The following is a 19,210-nucleotide window of genomic DNA, read 5'->3' as shown; positions in this document are numbered from 1 at the left end:
GCGATTTCAACGGGCAGGATGCGCCATCTGCGGACGTTCGTCAGGATCCGGACCAATGGTCGCTATGCATCTTAGCTGTCCCTGGCTCCACCCACAACCGCCTGCACCAGCGCGCCATGAGCATGTCTCTCGGACAATCCGATGCGAACCATCCGGCCCCAGACAGCATGCATTGGACCCCGCACAGAAGCTGTGGCCCATTGCCGCTGCCGGCAAACAATCAGCTGGCCAGGCCAGCCTTCCGCAGGCCGTCCACAATGCGCTCGAAATCGGCAGGGTTCTTGTAAGGGAGAACTTTGCGCCTGTGCTCCAGGGAATAATCGGGATTGATCCGGAACACTTCCTCCCACTCACCGCGCGCCTCCGCGAAGCGGCCCAAGTGACCATAGCTCGCCGCCAGTAGCACCCGCGAGACGTCGGTGGCTGGATTGCGGACGAGCCGCCGCTTCAGTATGACGACGGCCTCCTCGTACCTGCCCAGCTGAAACATCGCCTGCGCGTAGAAATGCAGGATCATGTCCGGGTAATAGGGATTCAGGGCCATTGCCCGCTCGAAACAGGCGAGCGCCTCGGCCGACCTGCCAGCATAGTGCAGCGCGTTGCCGAGATTCTCGTATCCCTCGACAAGATTGGGAGCAAGCGCGATCACGCGTTCGGCCTCGCGGATGGCCACGTCATGCTGTCGCAAGTGCACGTTGACCACACCGAGCGCCCAATGGGCATAGGGATATTGATCGTCGAGCGCCACCGCCCGCGTCGCAGCCTCAATCGCCAGTTCAAGCGATCTCGACGGCGATTGGCTCCACTGGCTGACGTAGGCCAGTCCATGTGTGACGGCGAGGAACGCGTAGGCCGGAGCGAATTTCGGGTCGAGCTCGATGGCGCGTTGCAACAGCTCCCGGCCTTGGGCGTTGTGCTCTCTCGTCAACCGCCACATGTGTTCACGGCCCCGCAGGAAGCAGTCATACGCTTCCAGGTTTTCGGTCTGCTCCGCAGCCAGCCGCTGCTGGTCGCCCTCTCTCAGGTTGAGCGCGAGCGCGCCGACAATCTGCTGCGTCACGTCGTCCTGTACGGCAAAGATGTCGGTCAGGTCGCGATCGAAACGCTCCGCCCACAGATGGCCGCCCGATGTCGCGTCGATCAGCTGTGCGGTGATCCTCACCCTGCTGCCCGATTTACGGACACTTCCCTCCAGCACGTAGCGCACGCCGAGGTCGCGGCCCACTTCTTGGACGTTCACGTTCCGGCCCTTGAAGGTGAACGACGAGTTGCGGGCGATGACGAACAGCTGCGACAGCTTCGACAGAGCCGTGATGATGTCTTCGGAGATGCCATCGGCGAAGTATTCTTGCTCGGCATCGCCGCTCATGTTGGCGAAGGGCAGCACGGCAATCGAGAGCACCGGCGGTGATGGAGCTAGCACGCGACCAGGGGCGGCATCGGCGGTCACTGTTGAGTTTGCCTGTGCGGCGACGCCGACCTGGAGCGAATAAATCCGAATCGGCTCGGCGATGTTCTTGAGCCGTGTGTTGCCGAGATCGGTGACGGAGAGATCGAGCCTCGCCTTGACTTGGCGGTAGGCATCTTCCGACAAGCAAATGGACCCAGGCGCCGCAACGCCCTCCAGACGCGAAGCGATGTTGACACCATCGCCCATCAGGTCGCCGTCGCTTTCTTCGACTACATCCCCAAGATGGATGCCGATCCGGAACTCGATGCGACGGTCCTGCGACACTCCAGCATTGCGCTCGACCATGCCGTTCTGAACCTCGATAGCGCAGCGGACGGCGTCCACCACGCTGCGGAATTCGACCAATGCCCCATCGCCTGTGCGCTTGACTACGCGCCCATGATGCACGGCGATGGTGGGATCGATCAGGTCGCTGCGCAATGCCCGCAGCCGCGCCAAGGTACGATCTTCATCAACACCGGCTAGTCGGCTGAATCCGACCACGTCTGCGGCAAGGACTGCGGCTAACTTGCGATTCTCGCCCATCGGGCGTCCCTCCTCATATCCAAGATAGCAGGAAGAAAGAGGGCAAGGGGAATTTTCGATTCTACTCAAGGCGCCTTTTGGATGGAATAGCCGCTGACCATCGTCGGCCGGCAAGGAAGCCATGCAGCATGCCTGGCAAGGACTGCCCCATCGCGCGTTTCGGACGTCCGCTGCCGTCACACCGCACGTCCGCTCGGGTCAGTACTTCCCCTTCCATTTCTTGAGCGGAACGGCAGAGAAGGGTCGGAACAGATCTTCCGCACCGGGTGCCAAGCGTCAGATCTTCACCACCAGGTCGACCCAAGAGCCGTGGCCAGCACCAGATAGCGGCCGATCTTGGCCACTGCGACCAGTAGCAGGAAGCTCCAGAGCGGCTCCCGCAACACGCCGGCGGCGACCGTCAGCGGATCGCCGATGATCGGGAGCCAGCTCAGGAGCAGCGTCCATCGGCCATAGCGCTGGTACCACGATGACGCCCGGTCGAGGCTCGCCGCCCGGACCGGGAACCATGGCCGGTCGCGGAAGCGATCGATGCCGCGCCCGAGCAGCCAATTGATGACGGATCCCAGCACATTCCCGATGCTCGCGACGGTGATCAGCAAGACGGGCGAATAGGCTTCAGCGAGAAGCAACGCCGCCAGCGCCGCTTCGGACTGGGCTGGAAGGATCGTCGCCGCCAGCAATGCGGCCAGGAACAGCCCGCCATAGGCGGCAAGCTCACCCATGGCACTAACGCCCTCTGCGGCTTTTCATGCTGCGATGCTCGATCCCGAGGTCAGTGCTCGCTCTCGCAGAGATCGTGATTGGCCAGCGCCCGGATCACATAACAATCCCTGACGGAACCCGAATGGCAGTGCGAGGAGATCCTCTCCAGTTCCTGCTCCAAGCGCTTCAGCTTCGCGATGCGGTCGCGCACCGCCTGGAGTTGCTCGGCCGCGATGCGGTCGGCCTGCTCGCAGGGGCGTTCGGGATGGGCGCTGAGCTCAAGCAGTTCACGAATGGACTCGATGGTGAGGCCAAGATCGCGCGCATGCTTTATGAAGGAGAGCCGGTCCCGCTCGGCCGTGCCGTAGCGCCGCTGGTTGCCCTCCGAGCGTTCGGCCTGCGCCATCAGCCCCATCTGTTCGTAATAGCGGATGGTCGGAACCTTGACCCCTGTTTTGCGCGACAGATCGCCGATGGTGAACATTCCGATGCTCCGCCCAAATCTCCAGTGACTATAGCTATATTTAGGCGCCGGCGCCGTCAGCCGCAACCGGGATTTGACGCGGCCTCGATCATGTATCGGCCGCCCTGCCCGGCTTGAACCTCATGCCGCTGGAGGTGTTGGCCACAGGCGACGAGTCGATGATGGAAGAGATGGAAATCCTTGATCCTGAAACACTGATGCTGGTGACCGGCTCGGCTCCGGCCAAGATCGCCACCGCACGCATTATCCGATGCGAGACGGCATATCGGTGGAACTGCTCTTCGATCGCCAAGGTCGTCTTTCCGGCATGATCGACCTGCATGAGAGTCGCGAGGTGATTCTGCAGAAGATCCGGCGTGTTATTGCCGCACCGGCAGCAACAAAAACTTAACTATGGTGACCGAGGATCGCCACGATGCTATGTGGTTCGTGTGCTCCCGCGTGGAGCAGCTCGGTCTATGCCCGAATCGATCAAGGTTCTGACGTGTTTCGAAAATCCCTCCAACTCGCAGCTCTCCTCGCTCTCGGCTTGACGGCTGCAGGCTGCGTGTCGTCGGTGCTCGATGTCGACACGAAGGCGCTGCAGCCGATCCCGGCCAAGCTGACGGCGACCATGAACGCCAAGTCGATGTCGCCGTCGAGCCCGATAGTCGTGCGCATCTTCAAGCAGGAGAGCGAGCTCGAAATCTGGAAACGCGACCGCACCGGCCGCTTCGCGCTGCTCAAGACCTATCCGATGTGCCGCTGGTCGGGGAAGCTCGGACCCAAGACCCGCAACGGCGACCGACAGGCGCCCGAAGGCTTCTATCATGTCTCGGTGCAGAATCTCAATCCGAGGTCGCAATACTACCTGTCGTTCAATCTGGGCTATCCGAACAAGCTGGAAGCAGCGCTCGGTTACAGCGGCGAGGCGCTGATGGTCCATGGCGCCTGTTCCTCGTCCGGCTGCTACGCACTCACCGATGACGGCGTCGCCGAGATCTATGCCGTGGTTCGCGAGGCCTTGAGAGGTGGGCAGACCACCTTCCAGGTGCAGGCCTATCCGTTCAGGATGACACCGGAGAACATGGCCCGGAACCGGAATGACCCCAACTATGCCTTCTGGACCAACATCAAACAGGGCTACGACACCTTCGAGGTAACGCGCCGGCAGCCGAAGGTCTCCTATTGCGGGCGGCAGTATGTCTTCGACGCCGAGTTCGAAGGCGGCGAGCCGACGGACCCGCTTGCGGCCTGCCCGCCGAACACCAAGCCCCAGGACCCGGCAGTCGCGGCACGCAGCAACGCGGACAGGCACGCCGTCGATACGCTGCTCGCGAGCGGCACCGTGCTTCGCGCCCATGCCTATTCGGACGGCGGCATGCATCCGTCGTTCCGCAAGCTGCTCGAGCGCAACGGTCCGAAAAGCCTGGCCAAGAGGACGTCCAGGACTTCCGTGCCGATCAGCCGTCCGGACGCCGCGCTGGCCGATCCGCACAGCACCGACGACTGACCGTCGCCGCGGCGCGGGACATCGGCGGATGCACCCCTCGCCTCGCTCCCGACCAGTGGTCGCGCAACCGGTCGGCGCGTTGCGATGAAGCTGATTGGCGTGGTGGAGAGAGCCGGCCAGGCCGCCCCGCCGCCGGCTTTCATCCGGCGCGCACGGTGGGGCGTCAAATAGAGGGGTCAGAGCGGCCGGACGTTTTCCATGAGCCGCGCCCCGTGGATTACGGCGACAACGCGGATCAGATCAGGCCGCACCGTATAGCTCGCGGTCATATTCGGGAACACGCCGCCTTTGCGTCGCTCCCCTCATCCACCATTTCTGCCCTCGCGTCAGGTGTGACGATGTAAACGCTGCAGCCCGAAAGAACGGACGCCGCCCTCAAAATCCTGTCTGTCTAACCGTGACCGCGCCAGGCGAGAAGCCGCATGGCGTTGGCGGTGACCAGCACGGTCGCACCCGTGTCGGCCAGGATCGCGGGCCACAGCCCCGTGATGCCGATGACCGTCGTGACCAGGAACACCGCCTTCAGTCCGAGCGCCATCGTGATGTTCTGCCAGATGTTCGACATCGTCGCGCGCGACAAGGCCACCATGCCGGCGACGTCGGCGACGCGGCCGTGGAGCACGGCGGCGTCGGCGGTCTCCAGCGCGACATCCGTCCCGCCGCCCATGGCGATACCGACATCGGCTGCCGCCAGGGCCGGTGCGTCATTGATGCCGTCCCCGACTTTGGCGATGATCGCACCGGTCGCACGCAACTCTCCAACGATGCGCTGCTTGTCCTGCGGCATGAGCTCGGCCTTCGGCTCCAGGCCCAGCCCCTCGGCGATCGCAGCCGCGGTGCGTCGGTTGTCACCGGTGAGCATGACCGCGCCGACGCCCAATGCGGCGAGCGCTTGGATGCCGGCCTTCGCATCCTCGCGCGGTTCGTCGCGCATGGCGATCAGGCCGGCGACGGCGCCATCGGCGAGGAGCACGGATACGGTCTTGCCCTGATCGTTCAGCTCCGTGATCGTCGCGCGCAGGCTGTCGGCCAGGGCGATACGCTTTTCGGCGGCTTGCGGCGAGCCGAGGAAAAGGCTGACGGCGCCCGACTTCCCTTCCACACCCTCTCCTCCGATGGCACGCACATCGGCCGCCGCCGTCACCGGGATGCCGCGCTGCCTGGCTTCGGCCAGGATGGCGACAGCCAGCGGATGCGAGGAGCCGATTTCGAGATCGGCGGCGAGCTTCAGGGTTTCGACCTGTGAACGCCCGGCCCCGACGATGTCGGTGACCTTCGGTCGTCCGGCAGTCAATGTGCCAGTCTTGTCGAAGGCGACCTTGGTGACCTTGCCCAGGGTTTCGAGCACCGCGCCGCCCTTCATCAGCATGCCGCGCCGCGCCCCGGCCGAAAGGCTCGCCGCGATGGCCGCCGGGGTCGAGATGACCAATGCGCAAGGGCAGCCGATCAGCAGGATCGCCAGGCCCTTGTAGATCCACTCGCCCCAGTCGCCCGACAAGGCGAGCGGCGGCACGATGGCGACGAGCAGCGCGACGAGCATCACTCCGGGCGTATAATATTTCGAGAAGCTGTCGATGAAGCGTTCCGTCGGCGCCTTCGATTCCTGTGCCTGCTCGACGAGCTGAATGATGCGGGCGATCGTGTTGTCTTGAGCTGCCGCCGTCACCCGCACCCGGATCGCGGCATCCTGGTTGATCGTGCCGGCATAGACCTGATCTTCCGGTCGCTTCTTGTTCGGCACCGACTCGCCGGTGACAGGCGCCTCGTCGATCGAGGTCTCGCCCGACAGGATGATCCCGTCGGCCGGCACCCGGTCGCCCGGTCGCACCAGGATGGTCGCGCCCACGGCGAGACCGTCCGCCGGCACTTCCGTGACCTTGCCGCCGTTCTCGACGAAGGCCGTCTTGGGCACCAGCGTGGCGAGCGCCTTGATGCTGGCGCGGGCCCGGCCGGCGGCCACGCCTTCCAGGAGTTCGCCGACCAGGAACAGGAACACGACGGCGGCGGCTTCCTCGCCGGCATTGATGACGACGGCGCCGACCGCCGCGACCGTCATCAGCGTCTCGATCGTGAAGGGCATGCCGTTCAACGCGGCGACGACGGCGCGCCGGGCAATCGGGATGAGCCCTACCGCCATGGCCGCGATATAGGCCCAGGGCTCCGTCGCCGGATAGAGTTTGGCGAGGAGATAGGCCGCGCCGAGCGCGATGCCGCAGGCGATCGTCAGCCTGGCTTTCGACGAAGTCCACCATGCCCCTTCCGTACTGTCGTGATCGTGGCCGTAGGGGCCGGCCGTCGCGGCAGCTTCGGCCGCGATGGCCGGCCCATGACCGTCGCCGGGGTGGTGTGCATCTCCATCGCCATGGTCTTGTGCATGCCCGCAGCACTGGTCGTGATCATGATGTGCGGCTTGCTGCGCCGGGCGCACCGGCGACGAGTCGGGCCTTATGCCATAGCCAAGGCTGGCGACGCGGCGCCTGATCTCCTCGAGGTCGGCGCCGCCATCATGTTCGACCACCATCGTGCCGGCTGTGACGGATACGGAAACCTCGCTGACGCCGGATGTCCGGCGCGTTGCCTTGTCGATCTTGGCGGCGCAGCTCGCGCAATCCATTCCGTCTACGCGGAATCGGGTCCTTTGGGCGGCATCGGCCATGACGGAAAGCTCTCCTGGCAGGTCAGATTTCCGCAGCCTAATTCCTCTAGCAACTAGAGCTACAAGAGGGAAAATCGCAATCGGGGAAGAGACGTCAGGCCGCCTCGGGAAACAGCTTCCACTTGCGCGGCCGGAAGGCGATGCGGCTCTTCTGAGCGACCGGATGGTCGACCGGCAGCTCGATCTCGACCTTCCGGCGCTCGCCGCCCACCTCCAGTTCGACCCGCCGGGTCGCCGCGAAACGGTGGCTGGTGGCCACAGTACCCGCGATGCAGCCGCTGCATCCCTCGACGAGTTCGATATCGTGCGGGCGGAAACAGAGCAGCGCCTCACCGTCGGGGGAACCGGTTGCCGGAAGTCCGATCGGACGATCGGCAATCCATACGTCCCCGCCCTCCAACCGCACGGGCAGCAAGCTCGAATCCCCGATAAAGCTATAGACAAAGGGCGAATTGGGCGTGTCGTAGACGTCGTCCGCCGTGCCGACCTGCTCGATCGCCCCCTGGCTCATGACGACCACGCGATCGGCAAGTTCCAGCGCCTCCTCCTGATCATGGGTGACGAAGACGGTCGTATGGCCGGTGCGGTCGTGCAAATCGCGCAGCCAGCGGCGGAGGTCGCGTCGCACCTGTGCGTCGAGCGCGCCGAAGGGCTCGTCGAGCAGCAGCACACGTGGTTCGATGGCCAGCGCCCGCGCCAGAGCCACGCGCTGGCGCTGGCCGCCCGAAAGCTGGGCCGGGTAGCGCCTTGCCAACCCGGAAAGCTGCACGAGGTCGAGAAGTTCGAGGGCGCGGCGGCGGATCGCCGCGTCTGTGGGGCGACCGTGCTTGCGCACCTTCAGGCCAAAGCCGATGTTTTCGGCCACCGTCATGTGGCGGAACAGGGCGTAGTGCTGGAAGACGAACCCGACATTGCGCTCCTGCACCGTCTTTCGCGAGGCGTCCTCCTCGCCGAAGAAGACAGCCCCGCTTGTCGGACGCTCGAGGCCTGCAATCAACCGCAGCAATGTCGTCTTTCCGGAGCCCGAAGGCCCGAGCAGCGCGATCAGTTCGCCCGAACGGATGTCGAGCGAGACATCGTGAAGCGCCGGGAAGCGATCGAATTCCTTGCGTACATTGACGACGCGAACTTCCATGTGGCGGATTACCCTTGATCAGTGGCCGCGTTTTCCGGCGATGGCGTCGCCGTAGCGCATTTCAAGCAGCGTCTTCAGCGCCAGCGTGACCAACGCCAGCCCGGCGAGCAACGATGCGACGGCGAAGGCGCCGGCGGCATTGTATTCGTTGTAGAGGATCTCGACATGCAGCGGCATGGTGTTGGTGAGACCGCGTATGTGGCCCGAAACGACCGATACCGCCCCGAATTCGCCCATGGCGCGCGCGTTGCACAGGAGCACGCCGTAGAGCAGGCCCCATTTGATGTTGGGCAGCGTCACGTGCCGGAAGGTCTGCCAGCCGCTGGCGCCCAGCGACAGCGCTGCCTCCTCGTCGCCCGTTCCCTGCTCCTGCATCAGCGGGATCAACTCGCGCGCAACGAAGGGAAAGGTGACGAAAACCGTGGCGAGCACGATGCCGGGCACGGCGAACAGGATCTCGATGCCATGCGTCTTGAGCCAGGGCCCGAGCGTGCTGCCCGCACCGAAGAGCAGCACGTAGACCAGACCGGAAATGACCGGTGAGACCGAGAACGGCAGGTCGATCAGGGTGATGAGGAAGGCTTTGCCCTTGAACTCGAACTTGGCGATCGCCCAGGCTGCGGCCACGCCGAAGACGAGGTTGAGCGGCACCGAGATCGCCGCGACCAGCAGGGTGAGCCGGATGGCGGAACGTGTGTCGCTGTCGGACAGCGCCTCCAGGAAGGTGCCCGCACCTTTGCTGAAGGCTTCGACGAACACGACGATCAGCGGCAGCACAAGGAAGACGCCGAGGAAGAGGAAAGCGGCGAGCATCAGCGCCAGGCGCGCCCGCAGGCTCTCGGTGACGGGCGACGCGTTCTCCGCCGCTTCCGGTTCGTAGTAGCCGCGAAGGTCAGCCATAACGCCTGCGGCTCCACGCTTGAAGGAGATTGATCACCAGGAGCATGGCGAAGGCGATAACCAGCATGATCGCAGCAACGGCCGTCGCACCGGCATAGTCGTATTCCTCCAGCCTGATAACGATCAGCAGCGGCGCGATCTCCGACACGTAGGGCAGGTTTCCGGCAATGAAGATGACGGAGCCGTATTCGCCTACAGCGCGGGCGAAGGCGAGTGCGAAGCCGGTGATGACGGCCGGGGCGAGTCCGGGCGCCAGCACGCGCCTGATCGTCTGGAACCGGCCGGCGCCGAGCGTGGCGGCCGCCTCCTCGACCTCCTTGTCGATCTCCTCCATGACCGGCTGCACCGTGCGCACCACGAAGGGCAGCCCGATGAAGATCAGCGCGACCACGATGCCGAGCGGCGTGTAGGCCACCTTTATGCCGAGCGGCGCCAGCAGCGACCCGATCCAGCCATTGGGTGCGTAGAGCGTGGTGAGCGCGATGCCGGCCACCGCAGTCGGCAGGGCGAAGGGCAGGTCGACCATCGCGTCGACGATGCGCCGGCCGGGAAAACGGTAGCGCACCAGGACCCAGGCCACGATCGTGCCGAAAACGACATTGACGGCCGCCGCGATCAGCGACGCGCCGAAGCTGATCTGGAGCGCCTTCAGCGTGCGCTCGTCGGTGGCGATGGCCAGGAAGTCGGCAGGCCCTAGCGAGGCGGAGCGCCAGGCGAGTCCCGAGAGCGGGATGAGGATGACGAGCGTGAGGTAGACGAGCGCGAAACCGAGCGCCAGTCCGAAACCCGGAATGACGCTCGGCGTCCTGAACCGCCATCTCGCGGCCGAAGCGGGAACCGTAGTCATTGGCACCTAGCCTACCTGGCCGGCTTGTAGATCTGGTCGAAGATCCCGCCCTCACCGAAATGATAGGGCTGCGACTTCTTCCATCCGCCGAAGATCGGGTCGTCGATCGACACCAGCTTGATCTCGGGCAGCTTCTGCAGTTCCTCGGCTGGAACAAGCTCGGGTCTGGACGGGCGGTAGTGGTGCCTTGCGGCGAGCCGCTGGCCTTGCTCCGAATAGAGATATTCGAGATAGGCCTGCGCCACCTTACGGGTACCCTTGGCATCGACATTGCCGTCGACCAGCGCCACCGGCGGTTCGGCCAGGATCGAGGTGGGCGGGATGACGACGTCGAAATTGTCAGCGCCGAACTCGTCGAGCGCGAGATAGGCCTCGTTCTCCCAGGCCAGCAGCACGTCACCCAGGCCGCGCTGGGCGAAGGTCACGGTCGAGCCGCGCGCCCCGGTGTCGAGCACGGGCACATGCGCAAAGAGTGTCCCGATATAGTCCTTGATCCTGGCCTCGTCGCCGCCGAACTGCGTGTTTGCCCAAGCCCAGGCCGCCAGATAGTTCCAGCGGGCTCCGCCGGAGGTCTTGGGGTTGGGCGTGATGACCCGAACCCCGTCCTTTACCAGGTCGCCCCAATCCCTGATGTCCTTGGGATTGCCCTTGCGGACGAGAAAGATGATGGTCGATGTGTAGGGCGAGGAATTGTTCGGCAGCCTCCCGCGCCAGTCGGAAGCTATCTTCTGCGAGTTTTCGGCAATGGCGTTGATGTCGCTTTCGAGCGCCAGCGTCACGACATCGGCATCGAGCCCGTCGATCACGGCCCGCGCCTGCTTGCCGGAGCCGCCGTGGGAGGTCCGGATGGTGACCGTCTCGCCCGTCTCGGCCTTCCATCTCTCGGCGAAGGCAGCGTTGAATTCCTTGTAGAGCTCACGTGTCGGATCATAGGACACGTTCAGCAGCGTAGCATCGGCGAGGGCCGAGCCGAGTACGCCCATTTGGACCGCGCCGGCAAGCAGGCCCGCAAGGATCGGTCGGGAACGAAGCTGGATCATGTGTGCCTCCGCTGACTATTCCCCATACTCTATCGATTTTATAGAAATACGGAGCTGCGACCGTTCCATTGTTGGATGGCAGGACGCAAAATCCTTTCGCCGGGGTACGGCGTACGGGATTCCCGTTCTGCCCTGGCATGGCCGCCTGGATGCGCTGGCACAATGCCGCTGCGCTCCGGTCTACGCCTGGCATAGCCGCAATAGGGCCGTGCCGCGATGGACGAGGGCCATGCCGCGCGATCACAATGCGGCGTCGCGGTTCCGCTCCCCGGCGCGGATGCGGCAAGGATTTCCAGCTTCCGGGCGGAGCCGGCAATGGCGTGCTTGGCCCAGCCCGTCTCGGGCGCATAGTGATTGACAGAACGGCAATTGGCGCCGGCCCGCCACGTGGCGGGGCGAATTGAAGGAGATGACGCCATGCGGGAAAAAGGACTTTCGCGGCGCCGGCTTCTCCGAGGAACGGCGGTGCTGCTCGCTTCGACCGCCTTGCCCCGCATCGCCTTCGCGCAGCAGCCGAAGATCGGCGGACGGCTGGTCGTCGCGGCCGATTCGGAGCCGCGCAACCTCAACCCCGCGGTCGTCGCCTCGAACGGTGTCTTCTTCATATCGAGCAAGATCGTCGAGCCGCTGGCAGAAGCTTCCTTCGACGGCACGGATGGGCTGGAGGGCCGGCTCGCCACTGCCTGGGAAGAAACAGCCGACGGCCTGTCGGTCACCTTCCGACTGCGCGAGGGCGTCAAATGGCACGACGGCGAGCCGTTCACCTCGGCCGACGTCGCCTTCTCGGCGCTGCAACTGTGGAAACCCGTGCAGAATCTCGGCCGCGTCGTCTTCAAGGATCTCGAGGCCGTCGACACGCCCGATGCGCACACCGCGGTCTTCCGCTTTTCCAGGCCGACGCCGTTCCAGCTCATCAGGAATGCGCTGCCGGCGCTGACCAGCGTGGTGCCGAAACATGTCTATGAAGGCACGGACATCGCGGCGAACCCCGCCAACACCGCGCCGGTCGGCACCGGCCCCTACAAATTCGCCGAGCACAAGACCGGCGAATATTACCGGCTGGAGCGCAACCCCGACTATTGGAACGCCGGCGAACCCCGTCTCGACGAGATCGTCTATCGTGTCCTGCCGGACCGGGCGGCGGCGGCCGGAGCGCTCGAGGCCGAGGAAATCCACCTCGCCGCCTTCTCGGCCGTTCCGCTCGCCGATCTCGCCCGCATCTCCAAGGTGCCCGGCATCGAGGTAATCACCAGGGGATACGAGGCTCTCACCTACCAGCTCGTCGTCGAGATCAACCACCGGCGCAAGGAACTCGCCGACCTCAAGGTGCGGCAGGCGATCGCCCACGCCATCGACAGGGACTTCGTGGTGAAGACGATCTTCCTCGGCTACGCCAGCGCGTCCACCGGGCCGGTGCCGCGCAACGACAAGCAGTTCCATACGTCCGACGTGCCGACCTACGCCTTCGATCCGGCCAAGGCCGACGCCCTGCTGGACGAGGCCGGCTACAAGCGAGGGGCCGATGGCAAGCGCTTCGGCCTGAAGCTGCTGCCGGCGCCCTACTTCAACGAAACCAGGCAGTTCGGCGACTATCTTCGCCAGGCACTGGCGGTGATCGGCATCGACGCGCAACTCGTCAACAACGACGCGGCCGCGCATCAGAAGGCTGTCTACACAGACCACGCTTTCGATCTCGCCGTGGCCCCGCCGGTCTTCCGTGGCGATCCGGCGATCTCGACGACGATCCTGGTGCAGAGCGGCATCCCCGACGGCGTGCCCTTCTCCAACCAGGGCGGCTACGCCAATGCCGAACTCGACCGCATCATTGCCGAAGCGGCGCAGACATTGGACCCCGAGGCGCGCATCGCACTCTATCGGGATTTCCAGCGCAAGGTGGCCGAAGACCTGCCGCTCATCAACGTAGCGGAATGGGGGTTCGTCACGGTGGCGCGGGATTCGGTTCACAACATCTCCAACAATCCGCGTTGGGCCGTATCGAACTGGGCGGACACCTGGCTCGAAACGTGACATTGTCGCGTTGCGAAGCAGCCGGGCTTCGGAACAATGACAGTGAAACACGCACGCCACAGCATCCGCCTCGATCGTGCCGGTAGTCCAGCTCTCGATGGGGCAGATGGCCGATTAGCTGGACGGTCTCCAGCAACGTCATGAACCGTGCCTTCATCCTCATCCGGCGGCGTCTGGTCGCCGCCGTGCCGGTGCTGCTGATCGTCGTGGTCGGCGCCTTCCTCCTGCTCGAGGCGTCGCCGGGCGACGCAGTCGACGCCTATGTGGTCTCGATCGGCGGCGATGCCGGCCTCGTCCAGGAGTTGCGCCGACAATGGGGGCTCGATCAATCCGCCACGGCACGCTTCACGACCTATCTCCAGGCGCTCGCCCAGGGCGATCTCGGGTGGTCGGTCACCTTCGCGCGGCCCATCCGGGATGTGATCGTGGAGAGGTTGCCGACCACCTTCCTGCTGATGGGCAGCGCCACGGCGCTTTCCTTCGGCCTCGGCTCGCTGCTCGGTATCGTCGCCGGCGCCCGGCCGGGCTCGGTCCGCGACCGTGCCTTGTCGATCGGCTCGTTGGCGCTCTACGCGGTGCCGGGTTTCTGGCTGGGCCTGGTGCTGATCGTCGTGTTCTCCGTGCAGCTTCGCTGGCTGCCGCTCGGCGGCATCGAGACCATCGCCTCGGGCAAGACCGGCCTCGACCGTGCCCTGGACATCGCGCGCCACCTGCTGCTGCCGGTCGCGGCCCTCGGCTTCATCTACCTCGCGCTCTATCTGCGTATGATGCGGGCCGGAATGGCCGAAGTCTGGCGCATGGATTTCGTGCTCGCCGCCAGGGCGCGAGGCATCCCGCGCCGGCGCATCGCAATGCGTCACGTCGCGCGTAACGCCCTTCTGCCTGTCGTCACCATGCTCGGGCTGCAGTCGGCCAGCATGCTCGGCGGCAGCGTCGTCATCGAAAGTGTCTTCTCGGTGCCCGGCCTCGGCCGTCTGGCGCAGGAAGCGGTCGCATCCCGCGATACGCCGCTGCTGCTCGGCATCATCCTGGTCAGCGCCGTGCTGGTGATCGTCGTCAATCTCGCCGTCGACATCGCCTATGCCCTGCTCGACCCGCGCGTCGGCTCGAACAGAGGATCGACATGAAGGCGCTGCGAATGCTCGGCAGCCCCGAAGGGATCGCCGGTCTGCTGATCCTGGTCGTCCTGGCCGGCGCCGCGCTGGCCGCGCCCTATTTCTTCCCACGCGATCCGCTGTCGATTGCCGGCCCGGCATTGCTGCAGCCTTTCCAGGACCCCGCCCATTTTCTCGGCACCGACAGGCTGGGCAGGGATGTGCTCGCCGGATTGATGCACGGCGCGCGCACCTCGCTCGCCGTCAGCCTCGCCGCCGCGGCCGCCTCACTTGCGATCGGCGCGATCGTCGGCACGCTGGCGGGCTTCTCCGGCGGGCTGATCGACGAGGCGCTGATGCGGCTCACCGACGCCTTCCAGACGGTCCCTGGCTTTTTGCTGGCGCTCGCCTTCGTCAGTGTCGCCGGCCCCTCGCTCGGCGTCGTTGCGACGGCCATCGCGCTCAGTGCCTGGACCGGGCCGGCGCGCATCGCGCGGGCGGAGGTCCTGTCCATCCGCGAGCGCGATTTCGTCGCGGCGAGCCGGGTCGTCGGCATGCATCCCCTCGAGATCGCTTTTCGCGAGGTGCTGCCCAACGCCCTGCCGCCGGTGCTGGCGCTTTCCTCGGTCATCGTGGCGGGCGCCATCCTCACCGAGGCCGCCCTCTCCTTCCTCGGGCTTGGCGACCCGAACCGGGTGACCTGGGGCGCCATGATCGCGGAAGGCCGGACCGTGCTGCGTTCCGCGCCCTATCTGTCGATCATCCCCGGCATTGCCCTCGTGCTGGCCGTGCTCGGCGTCTATCTGTTCGGGGAAGGCGTGGTCGAGGCCTCCGCGGCAAAGCGGAGACATGCCTGATGTCGTTGCTGGCGGTCGCCAATCTCACCGTGTCCTACCGGCGCGCCGACAGGGCCGCTACCGCGCTTGGCGGTGTCGGCCTCGACGTCGCCGCGGGCGAGCGGCTCGCCGTCATCGGCGAAAGCGGCTCGGGCAAGAGCACACTCGCGCTGGCTGTCGCCGGCCTGCTGCCGCAGCAGGCGCTGGTCTCCGGCCGCATCCTATGGCCAGCCTTGGACACTCCGCCCGTGGCAGGCAAGGATTTCGGCATCGTCTTCCAGGACCCGTCGGCCAGCCTCGACCCCGTGCTCACCATCGGCGAACAGGTGGCGGAGGTCGTGCACGCCCATCTGGGCCTCGGCTGGAGAGCTTCCCTTCGGCGTGCCGCCGAACTGATCGACCAGGTGAAGCTGCCGGATCCGGCGACGCTGCTGAGAACCTTTCCGCATCAGCTCTCCGGCGGGCAGAAGCAGCGGGTGGCGATCGCCGCGGCGATCGCGGCGAAGCCGAAACTTCTCATCGCGGACGAGGCGACCAGTGCCCTCGACACGATCGTGCAGGCGGAGATCGTCGCGTTGATCCGCGACATCGTCGCGGCGGAGGAAATGTCGCTGCTCTTCATCACCCATGACATCGCGCTCGCCTCCGGCCTCGCGGATCGCATCATGGTGCTGCGCGGCGGCCGCGTGGTGGAGGCAGGCGCCACGCGCGATATCCTGTCGGCACCTGGCGACCCCTATACCAGGGCGTTGATCGAGGCCCATGTCGAGACGCCATGGCGATATCAGGCGGGGGCGGACGCGTGACCGAACCGCTGCTCGCGATCTCAGGCCTGAGCAGGTCGTTCCTGCGCGGCGGACGCCGCTTCGACGCAGTCGCCGGCGCAGATCTCATCGTCGGCCGCGGCGAGACGCTGGCGCTCGTCGGGCCGTCCGGCAGCGGCAAGTCGACGCTCGCCCGGATGGTGCTGCGGCTGATCGAGCCCGACCGCGGCACGATACGTTTCGAAGGGACAGATCTCCTGGCTCTCGGCGGGCGAAGCCTGCGAGCGGCGCGGGCCAGGCTCCAGATGGTGTTCCAGGATCCGCATTCCGCGTTCAATCCGCGCGCCACGGTCGGTCGTGTGCTGGCTGACCCGCTGCGTATCCACCGTATCGCCGGCAGGGCCGAGCGCGCTTATGCGATCGCGGCGCTGCTCGACCGCGTCGGGCTCCCCTCGGATTTCGCCCGGCGCCCGATCCACGAAATGTCCGGCGGCCAGCGCCAGCGCGTGGCGATCGCCCGGGCGCTCGCCACGAAGCCTGCGCTCATCGTCCTCGACGAGGCGGTCTCCGCCCTCGACGTCGCCACGCGCCGGCAGATCCTGGCCTTGCTCATCGACATACAGGAACGCGATCGCACCGCTTATCTGTTCGTGACCCACGACCTCGCTGCGGTGCGCATGATCGCCCACCGGATCGCAGTGATGGATGCCGGCGCCATTGTCGAAACCGGCCCGGCGCGCCAGGTGGTGACGGAACCGCGCTCGCCGACGGCGCAGGCGCTGGTCGCCGCGGCGCCGCGTCTCGCCGTGCCGGCAGAGGAGGAAACCGTGCCATGAAAGGCGACCGCGCCGAGGTCCTGTCGCGTGAGCTCGACGCCGCGTTCCGCAACCGTGCCGACCTCTACCGACTGTTCTATGACGAGCTCGCGGCGACCCTCGGCCCGGATGAAGCCGAGGCGCTGATGATCCGCGTCATCGAAAGACGCGGCCGCGAGGTCGCCGAAGCGGCGTTCCGCGGCTTCGGGCCGAACGATGCCCGCGCGATCGGCGAAGCCTTCCTCGCAGCCAGCCCGGACGGCGGACGCATGTATCCGACCGACGTCGAACGCGACGAAAGACACATCGCCTTCCGTGTCAGGAGATGCCCGCTGAAGGATGCCTGGGTCGAGGCCGGGATCGATGGCGAGCGGCTCGCGACGCTGTGCCGGATCGCCGGCGCTTTCGACCGAGGCCTCTTCGAGGCGACGGGCGTGCGCTTCGAGAACGTCACCTGGACACCGGGCCACGGCCCCGGCTGCTGCCACATCCGCCTGGGCGACAGGGAGGGCTGACGCCCTGCCCGGTCAGCCCAGGATGCCGACGTCGCGCAGCCCCTGCGTAAGATGCTCGAACTGGTCGGGATCCTTGTACGGAAGGATCTGCCGCAGCCGCTCGATGGAGAAGCCCGGATTGACCTCGTGCGTTTCCTTCCAGTAACGCCGTGCCTCTTCCGCCTGGCCGGTAAGGCCATAGAGGCAGGCAAGATAGAAGCGTGTCATGTCCGAGTGCGGCGCCAGCGACAGGCGGCGCTTGAAGGCGATCTCGGCCTCGTCGTAGCGGCCGAGCGCCAACAGGGCCCGGCCAAGGAAATGCAGGGACAGATCGAACTGCGGGTCGAGCCGATGCGCCCGCCGGTAGAGGGCGGCGGCCTCCTCATGGCGCCCCTGGAAATCCCTGACATTGCCGAGCGACGTATAGGCGTCCGCCAGGTTCGGGCCGAGTGCGACGCCGCGCTCGGCGGCCTTTTCCGCCTCCTCCCAGTTCCTGGCCCAGGTATGGGCGATGGCGAGGGCAATATGGGCCTGCGGCTCGCTCTCGTCCGTCTCGATCGCCTTGAGGGCAAGCTCGCGCGCCTTCACCAGATGTTCTTCGGTCGCATTGTTCCACTGGTTGACATATTCGGCGAAATATATGACCGACAGCCGCCCGTAGGCGAGAGCCACGCCGGGATCCATCGCGATCACGCGCTCCAGGATGGACTTCGCCTCGGCCGCAGCCTCCGGCCGAAGCTGCAAGGCTACCTGGCGGGAGCGCACGAGCAGGTCGTAGACCTCAGGGGCGATCTTGCCCAGGCTTCCGCGTCGGGCCTCCTCGCCGGCAGTCAGCTTCACCTCCAGCGCCGTGACGATGGTGCGCGTCACCTCGTCCTGCACGGCGAAGATGTCCTCAAGGTCGCGATCGTAACGTTCGGCCCACAGGTGGCCGCCCGTGGTGCCATCGATCATCTGCGCGTTGATGCGGATCCGGTTGGCCGCCCGGCGCACGCTGCCTTCAAGCACGTAGCGAACCCCGAGTTCCTGACTCACCTTGCGAATGTCACGCACCAAACCCTTGTAGGCAAACGAGGAATTTCGCGCGATGACGAACAGCCCCGAGACCTTGGACAGATCGGTGATGATGTCTTCGGTGATCCCGTCGGCGAAGTAACCCTGGTCGGGATCTCCCGACATGTTGTCGAAGGGAAGGACGGCGATCGACGGCCTGCTGCTCGGCACGGGCTGCGGCGCCGCGCCGGCGATCGCCGCGTCGGCGCCCTCCATGTCGGGTGACCATGTCCAGACGCGGAGCGCCCTCTCGATGTTCTTGAGCTCGCGGATTCCGCCGTCGATGAAACTTACCTTGATGCGGCCATGCACATGCTCGTGAACCCCGTCCGAAATGGCGATGCCGCCAGGATCCGCGACGCCCTCGATGCGCGACGCGACATTGACGCCGTCGCCATAAAGGTCGTCGCCTTCCACGACCACGTCGCCCAGATGGATGCCGACGCGTATCACCATGCGCCGTTCGCCGGGTCCCGCATCATTGGCGGCTGACATCGCCTTCTGCAATTCCACCCCGCACTCGACCGCGCCGACCGTGCTGCCGAACTCTGCCAGTATGGCGTCGCCGATGGTCTTGAAGATGCGGCCGCCATAGCGCACGACGAGCGGCTCGACGACCTCGGCCCACCGGCGTTTCAGTTCCGCCAAGGTGCCCGCCTCGTCCCGCTCGATGAGCCGGCTGTAACCGACGACGTCGGCCGCGAGGATGGCGACGAGGCGGCGTTGAATGCGATCGGTGTTCATATGCCTATTGTCCGGCTAAGCCACCGACACACTTAGTGATGCATCGGCTTCAAGTCCAATCAAGGCTGGGTGTGACGAGCCCCTTGAGGCAAAAAAAGAGCGCTTGACAAACTTTTGCCGCAACCAA

17 protein-coding genes are annotated in these 19,210 nt (G+C 65.6%); 8 read left to right on the top strand and 9 right to left on the bottom strand.

The annotated features are described in order from the left end of the window. Positions 1 to 220: 220 nt before the first annotated feature. From JN280_RS18245 to JN280_RS18235, 3 genes are all read right to left on the bottom strand, one after another. Positions 221 to 1,996, bottom strand: a complete 1,776-nt coding sequence (locus tag JN280_RS18245) for an adenylate/guanylate cyclase domain-containing protein (RefSeq protein WP_202314088.1) — start codon at positions 1,994 to 1,996, stop codon at positions 221 to 223. Positions 1,997 to 2,280: 284 nt separating this feature from the next. After that, positions 2,281 to 2,721, bottom strand: a complete 441-nt coding sequence (locus JN280_RS18240) for a YqaA family protein (protein ID WP_202314086.1) — start codon at positions 2,719 to 2,721, stop codon at positions 2,281 to 2,283. 50 nt (positions 2,722 to 2,771) lie between these two features. Next, positions 2,772 to 3,185: a MerR family transcriptional regulator gene (locus tag JN280_RS18235; protein ID WP_202314084.1), complete on the bottom strand. Its 414-nt coding sequence runs from the start codon at positions 3,183 to 3,185 to the stop codon at positions 2,772 to 2,774. Between the two features lie 122 nt (positions 3,186 to 3,307). Between JN280_RS18235 and JN280_RS18230 the strand changes: the two genes are divergently transcribed. Both JN280_RS18230 and JN280_RS18225 read left to right on the top strand, forming a co-directional pair. Beyond that, positions 3,308 to 3,496: a hypothetical protein gene (locus JN280_RS18230; RefSeq protein WP_202314082.1), complete on the top strand. Its 189-nt coding sequence runs from the start codon at positions 3,308 to 3,310 to the stop codon at positions 3,494 to 3,496. 173 nt (positions 3,497 to 3,669) lie between these two features. After that, on the top strand, positions 3,670 to 4,677 hold the full coding sequence (locus JN280_RS18225; protein ID WP_202314080.1) for a L,D-transpeptidase family protein: 1,008 nt from the start codon (positions 3,670 to 3,672) through the stop codon (positions 4,675 to 4,677). 391 nt (positions 4,678 to 5,068) lie between these two features. Here JN280_RS18225 and JN280_RS18220 read toward each other — a convergent pair whose 3' ends face one another. The 5 genes from JN280_RS18220 to JN280_RS18200 all read right to left on the bottom strand — a co-directional run bounded on the left by JN280_RS18220 (position 5,069) and on the right by JN280_RS18200 (position 11,255). After that, positions 5,069 to 7,333 (bottom strand): heavy metal translocating P-type ATPase, encoded by a 2,265-nt coding sequence (locus tag JN280_RS18220; RefSeq protein WP_202314078.1) that lies wholly within the window; start codon positions 7,331 to 7,333, stop codon positions 5,069 to 5,071. Between the two features lie 94 nt (positions 7,334 to 7,427). After that, positions 7,428 to 8,468 carry a sulfate/molybdate ABC transporter ATP-binding protein gene (locus JN280_RS18215; RefSeq protein WP_202314076.1) on the bottom strand — a complete coding sequence of 347 codons (1,041 nt, stop codon included), beginning with the start codon at positions 8,466 to 8,468 and terminating at the stop codon, positions 7,428 to 7,430. 18 nt (positions 8,469 to 8,486) lie between these two features. Next, positions 8,487 to 9,368, bottom strand: a complete 882-nt coding sequence (gene cysW, locus JN280_RS18210) for a sulfate ABC transporter permease subunit CysW (protein WP_202314074.1) — start codon at positions 9,366 to 9,368, stop codon at positions 8,487 to 8,489. Continuing rightward, entirely contained in the window at positions 9,361 to 10,215 is an 855-nt protein-coding gene (cysT, locus tag JN280_RS18205) for a sulfate ABC transporter permease subunit CysT (RefSeq protein ID WP_202314072.1), read from the bottom strand. The genes cysW and cysT overlap by 8 nt, the downstream gene beginning before the upstream one ends. An 11-nt stretch (positions 10,216 to 10,226) precedes the next feature. Beyond that, entirely contained in the window at positions 10,227 to 11,255 is a 1,029-nt protein-coding gene (locus JN280_RS18200; protein ID WP_202314069.1) for a sulfate ABC transporter substrate-binding protein, read from the bottom strand. A 417-nt stretch (positions 11,256 to 11,672) separates the two neighbouring features. Between JN280_RS18200 and JN280_RS18195 the strand changes: the two genes are divergently transcribed. From JN280_RS18195 to JN280_RS18170, 6 genes are all read left to right on the top strand, one after another. Beyond that, complete coding sequence (locus JN280_RS18195) at positions 11,673 to 13,283, top strand: ABC transporter substrate-binding protein (protein WP_202314067.1); 1,611 nt, start codon at positions 11,673 to 11,675, stop codon at positions 13,281 to 13,283. A 140-nt stretch (positions 13,284 to 13,423) separates the two neighbouring features. Further along, positions 13,424 to 14,410, top strand: a complete 987-nt coding sequence (locus JN280_RS18190) for an ABC transporter permease (RefSeq protein ID WP_202314065.1) — start codon at positions 13,424 to 13,426, stop codon at positions 14,408 to 14,410. Further along, a complete protein-coding gene (locus tag JN280_RS18185) occupies positions 14,407 to 15,234 on the top strand; it encodes an ABC transporter permease (RefSeq protein ID WP_202314063.1) in 828 nt (275 codons plus the stop codon). Before JN280_RS18190 ends, JN280_RS18185 begins: the two co-directional genes overlap by 4 nt. Further along, a complete protein-coding gene (locus JN280_RS18180) occupies positions 15,234 to 16,019 on the top strand; it encodes an ABC transporter ATP-binding protein (protein ID WP_202314061.1) in 786 nt (261 codons plus the stop codon). The genes JN280_RS18185 and JN280_RS18180 overlap by 1 nt, the downstream gene beginning before the upstream one ends. Continuing rightward, positions 16,016 to 16,813, top strand: coding sequence for an ATP-binding cassette domain-containing protein (locus JN280_RS18175; protein ID WP_244743395.1), 798 nt, complete (start codon positions 16,016 to 16,018; stop codon positions 16,811 to 16,813). Before JN280_RS18180 ends, JN280_RS18175 begins: the two co-directional genes overlap by 4 nt. Beyond that, positions 16,810 to 17,307 carry an L-2-amino-thiazoline-4-carboxylic acid hydrolase gene (locus JN280_RS18170; RefSeq protein WP_202314057.1) on the top strand — a complete coding sequence of 166 codons (498 nt, stop codon included), beginning with the start codon at positions 16,810 to 16,812 and terminating at the stop codon, positions 17,305 to 17,307. The genes JN280_RS18175 and JN280_RS18170 overlap by 4 nt, the downstream gene beginning before the upstream one ends. A gap of 12 nt (positions 17,308 to 17,319) precedes the next feature. Here JN280_RS18170 and JN280_RS18165 read toward each other — a convergent pair whose 3' ends face one another. Further along, positions 17,320 to 19,083: an adenylate/guanylate cyclase domain-containing protein gene (locus JN280_RS18165; protein WP_202314055.1), complete on the bottom strand. Its 1,764-nt coding sequence runs from the start codon at positions 19,081 to 19,083 to the stop codon at positions 17,320 to 17,322. Between the last annotated feature and the right edge of the window lie 127 nt (positions 19,084 to 19,210).

This window comes from Mesorhizobium sp. L-8-10 (assembly GCF_016756635.1).
Lineage (GTDB): Bacteria > Pseudomonadota > Alphaproteobacteria > Rhizobiales > Rhizobiaceae.
This window is presented reverse-complemented; position numbering and strand designations above follow the sequence as displayed.

What these genes read in the sequence shown, in the direction of transcription:
- JN280_RS18220 (WP_202314078.1), bottom strand. Translation starts at nt 7,333, where the DNA reads ATGGCCGATGCCGCCCAAAGGACCCGATTCCGCGTAGACGGAATGGAT.
- cysW (WP_202314074.1), bottom strand. Translation starts at nt 9,368, where the DNA reads ATGGCTGACCTTCGCGGCTACTACGAACCGGAAGCGGCGGAGAACGCG.
- JN280_RS18180 (WP_202314061.1), top strand. Translation starts at nt 15,234, where the DNA reads ATGTCGTTGCTGGCGGTCGCCAATCTCACCGTGTCCTACCGGCGCGCC.
- JN280_RS18245 (WP_202314088.1), bottom strand. Translation starts at nt 1,996, where the DNA reads ATGGGCGAGAATCGCAAGTTAGCCGCAGTCCTTGCCGCAGACGTGGTC.
- JN280_RS18215 (WP_202314076.1), bottom strand. Translation starts at nt 8,468, where the DNA reads ATGGAAGTTCGCGTCGTCAATGTACGCAAGGAATTCGATCGCTTCCCG.
- cysT (WP_202314072.1), bottom strand. Translation starts at nt 10,215, where the DNA reads ATGACTACGGTTCCCGCTTCGGCCGCGAGATGGCGGTTCAGGACGCCG.
- JN280_RS18185 (WP_202314063.1), top strand. Translation starts at nt 14,407, where the DNA reads ATGAAGGCGCTGCGAATGCTCGGCAGCCCCGAAGGGATCGCCGGTCTG.
- JN280_RS18200 (WP_202314069.1), bottom strand. Translation starts at nt 11,255, where the DNA reads ATGATCCAGCTTCGTTCCCGACCGATCCTTGCGGGCCTGCTTGCCGGC.
- JN280_RS18170 (WP_202314057.1), top strand. Translation starts at nt 16,810, where the DNA reads ATGAAAGGCGACCGCGCCGAGGTCCTGTCGCGTGAGCTCGACGCCGCG.
- JN280_RS18240 (WP_202314086.1), bottom strand. Translation starts at nt 2,721, where the DNA reads ATGGGTGAGCTTGCCGCCTATGGCGGGCTGTTCCTGGCCGCATTGCTG.
- JN280_RS18230 (WP_202314082.1), top strand. Translation starts at nt 3,308, where the DNA reads ATGCCGCTGGAGGTGTTGGCCACAGGCGACGAGTCGATGATGGAAGAG.
- JN280_RS18235 (WP_202314084.1), bottom strand. Translation starts at nt 3,185, where the DNA reads ATGTTCACCATCGGCGATCTGTCGCGCAAAACAGGGGTCAAGGTTCCG.
- JN280_RS18165 (WP_202314055.1), bottom strand. Translation starts at nt 19,083, where the DNA reads ATGAACACCGATCGCATTCAACGCCGCCTCGTCGCCATCCTCGCGGCC.
- JN280_RS18190 (WP_202314065.1), top strand. Translation starts at nt 13,424, where the DNA reads ATGAACCGTGCCTTCATCCTCATCCGGCGGCGTCTGGTCGCCGCCGTG.
- JN280_RS18195 (WP_202314067.1), top strand. Translation starts at nt 11,673, where the DNA reads ATGCGGGAAAAAGGACTTTCGCGGCGCCGGCTTCTCCGAGGAACGGCG.